The sequence below is a fragment of the Vibrio sp. 10N.222.46.A1 genome (genome assembly GCF_041473595.1).
GTDB classification, from domain to species: Bacteria; Pseudomonadota; Gammaproteobacteria; order Enterobacterales; family Vibrionaceae; genus Vibrio; species Vibrio tasmaniensis_A.
In genome coordinates, this window is record NZ_JBFRSN010001156.1 from 1 (window position 1) to 880 (window position 880).

Here is an 880-nt window from a genome sequence, read left to right on the forward strand (position 1 = left end):
GCAGTTTCCGCTATTGGGATCGCGTCGTTTTGCTTTCCATGAAATCCGTGACTTTTTCATCGAATTAAATGGTGCTGGCTTTGGTGAATGGTTTCTTCACGAGCGAGTGGATCACATCATTCTTTACACCACTTACGGTTCTGTGTTTCCCGCGTTGCGATTTGTGACAACGGGAGAGGGGACGTTTAAGTGCTCAGGGTTTTGTTTTGATGTGCGTTTTGGCGCTTAGGGGGTCACATGAAAGTGCGTTCTACAGTATCCGCTGACATATCCATGCACGTGATTTGGGTGAATTCGACCGACTTTGATTCCACCGTAAGGCCGTCAAGGTTCATGAAATTTTGGTGAATGAGTTTGGGTATACCAACGCCTTAATACTAGAGCAAGGCAACCGAGGCAAGGGGGTGAGTATCAGTGTGTGACCTGACTACCACCATTAAACAGATGCGAGAAGACTACGGCTACGCAAAGAAAGCAGAAAGGACGATAGGAACAACCTCTGAGCATCGCACGTCGGCTAAGGCTTTACTCTCTTGTCTGTATGACGACTAAAGTCGGCAGATGCGTGACGGCTCAAATACTCATCAGATCATCAATCTGTCTGAATTTTGTTTCGATATTCCAACAGTTTGCGGTATTCAAGCGGTTCGTGTTTTTAGACGAGCAACGCCCTGTTCGCTCTTGTCCTAAGTAGCCAAGGTTATCGAGTGGCGCAAGTCGACTAACCAGCAGGGCGCTCTCTTGGTGGGGAAGGGACATTTCTACCTGGGCGACGTACTTTGGGTTGAGATATTGGCTTAGGCTGTCCTTTTGGCTTGTTGTCGCGACTTCCTTTAAACCGTCCCATTTGAGAACCCTCACGCAAGGGAGGCTTCGCCGC

Annotated in this window: 1 protein-coding gene and 1 pseudogene; both read left to right on the forward strand. The window is 48.5% G+C overall.

Annotated elements, in window-relative coordinates; genetic code table 11:
• Nucleotides 1-229 (forward strand): annotated as a pseudogene (locus tag AB4496_RS24730) (hypothetical protein); the annotation flags it as partial.
• A 185-nt stretch (nt 230-414) separates the two neighbouring features.
• Complete coding sequence (locus tag AB4496_RS24735) at nt 415-552, forward strand: hypothetical protein (protein WP_230851898.1); 138 nt, start codon at nt 415-417, stop codon at nt 550-552.
• Nucleotides 553-880 lie beyond the last annotated feature (328 nt).